Below are 2,284 nucleotides of genomic sequence, written 5' to 3' on the forward strand. Positions count from 1 at the left end.
CGTCCGGCTGCTCGCCGCGGGAGCGGTAGGCCAGCACCGTCTGCTGCCACTCCCGGGCGGCGCTGGTGAAGGCGGTCTCGGGGCCGGCGAAGGGGTCGTGCGAGGCGCCCGGCGTGGGCAGCACACCCGTCTGCTCCCGCTCTCGGGCCTGGCGTTGTGGTCGACGGAAGCCGAAGTACCAGACGGCGACCACCACGACCGCGGGCATCAGCCCGAGCGGGGCGACCGAGCCGACGCTGAACGCCACCGCCACGGTGGCGATGATCACCGCGGCCAGCCAGAACTCCCGGCTCTGCCGGGCCAGACCCGGGGCGTAGCGCTGCACCGGCGACTCCTGCTCGTCCTCGCGCGGCAGCAGCGCCCAGGCGAAGAGGTAGAGGACGGCACCGGCGCCGGCGCTCAGGGCGAGCAGCACCGCGCCGACCCGCACCACGAGCGGGTCGACGTCCCACCGCGTGGCCAGCGCGCTGCACACGCCGGCGACCTTGCCGTCAGTCGCCCGGCGCAGGCTCCACAAGTCCTCCATGGCCCCCATCCTGCGCAGCCTCGCCGCCGCCCACCATCGGGGAAGGCACCCATTCGTGCCCCTCCGGCCCGGTCTGGCACCCGGTCCTCGCCCGGCCGACCTCAGGGGCGCGCACGGGCTTTCCCGCATGACGGCGGCGCCGCGACGTGTGAGGCTTGACGTCATCATGACCGACCTGCGTCCGCACACCGAACCGAAGCCGGTGCTGCCCGCCTCCACCGAGGAGGCGGGGGCGTCTGCGCCGCTGCAGCGGCCGTCCGGTGCGGACGAGGGGGAGGGGTCGAAGAAGGGCCGCCCCCGCGCTTCCCGCCAGCTCGAGGGACGGTGGGTCGGCGGTGTGTGCGCCGGGCTCGCCCAGCACCTCGGCTGGTCGGTGACCGTGCTGCGCTTCGGCTTCATCGCGCTGGCGCTGTCGCAGTTCGTCGGGGTCGTCGTCTACGCGGTGCTGTGGCTGATGCTGCCGCGGGCCGAGCCGAACCTCGCCCCCGGCCTGCAGGCCCACACCCGCCAGGGGCTGCGCAGCGACACGTCCGCGCGCACCCACCGGGACCGCGGCGTGCTGGTGGCGCTGATCGTGCTCGGCGCCGGGGTGGTCTGGTTCTTCCAGGTGACCGGGTTCGGCTTCTCCGGGCAGGTGTTCTGGCCGCTCGCCGTCGCCTGCATCGGGCTCGCCCTGATCTGGCGGCAGGCCGACTCCCCGGCCGAGACCAGCCGCTCCAGGCGCGACGACGCGCACCCGCTGGTGGCGCCCTTCCTGGCTCGCAGCGGGCGGACGGCCGTGCTCCGGCTGGTCATCGGCCTCGCCCTGGTGGCGGTCGCCTTCGGCCTGGTGCTGGCCTCCCAGATCGGCGTCAACCAGGTCCCGGCGGTGCTGCTGATGGTGGTGCTGGCGGTGGCCGGCGTCGTGGTGGCGGCCGCGCCGTGGATCTACCGCTCGCGGCAGGCGCTGAGCGAGGCGCGCGAGCAGCGGGTGCGCGCCGACGCCCGGGCCGACATGGCCGCCCACCTGCACGACTCGGTGCTGCAGACGCTGGCCCTGATCCAGCGCCAGGCCGACGACCCCCGGGCCGTGCACTCCCTCGCCCGCCGGCAGGAGCGCGAGCTGCGCGGCTGGCTCTACGGCGAGGAGCTGGACGAGACCACCCTGAAGGCGGCGCTGACGTCGGCCGCGGCCGAGGTCGAGGACGAGCGCGGCGTGCCGGTCGAGGTGGTGATGGTCGGCGACTGCGAGCTCGACACCGACCTGCGCGCGCTGGTGCAGGCTGCGCGGGAGGCGATGGTCAACGCCGCCAAGCACTCCGGAGCGGACCGCATCGACGTGTTCGGCGAGTGCGCCGACGGCCTGGTCGAGGTGTTCGTCCGCGACCGGGGCCGGGGCTTCGACCCCGACCAGGTCGCCGAGGACAGGATGGGCGTGCGGGGCAGCATCATCGACCGGATGCGCCGTCACGGCGGATCAGCGAGCATCACCTCCGCCCCCGGCGAGGGAACCGAAGTACGACTGGAGAGGCCACGATGACCCAACCACAGCACCCGCGACCCGTCGGCCCCGGCGGTCCCGGCGTCCCGCAGCGACCGGGGACGCCGGCGCCGCCTCCCGCAGCCGGGCGACCGGGGGCGGAGGGACCCACCGACCCGGCCCGGCGCGGCCCGCTGCGGGTGGTGCTGGTCGACGACCACGCCATGTTCCGCAGCGGGGTGCGCTCCGAGATCGGCCGCACGGTGCAGGTGGTGGGGGAGGGCGAGGACGTGCCGAGC

General features: G+C 75.2%; 2 protein-coding genes and 1 pseudogene. 2 read left to right on the forward strand and 1 reads right to left on the reverse strand.

Annotated features, from left to right (window positions below; translation table 11 throughout):
• A partial coding sequence (locus tag DVA66_RS19545) for a PspC domain-containing protein (protein WP_198671972.1) occupies positions 1–526 on the reverse strand: 526 nt, incomplete at its 3' end.
• A 166-nt stretch (positions 527–692) separates the two neighbouring features.
• On the opposite strand from DVA66_RS19545, the gene DVA66_RS19550 reads away from it, so the two are divergent.
• Positions 693–2,045 (forward strand): PspC domain-containing protein, encoded by a 1,353-nt coding sequence (locus DVA66_RS19550; RefSeq protein ID WP_114561484.1) that lies wholly within the window; start codon positions 693–695, stop codon positions 2,043–2,045.
• Positions 2,042–2,284: pseudogene (locus tag DVA66_RS21795) on the forward strand (hypothetical protein); the annotation flags it as partial. The gene DVA66_RS19550 and the pseudogene DVA66_RS21795, both read left to right, overlap by 4 nt.

The organism is Desertihabitans aurantiacus, assembly GCF_003344635.1.
Classification (GTDB): Bacteria; Actinomycetota; Actinomycetes; order Propionibacteriales; family Propionibacteriaceae; genus Desertihabitans; species Desertihabitans aurantiacus.

Coding starts and splice junctions, on each gene's coding strand:
- DVA66_RS19550 (WP_114561484.1), top strand. CDS start 693: ATGACCGACCTGCGTCCGCACACCGAACCGAAGCCGGTGCTGCCCGCC.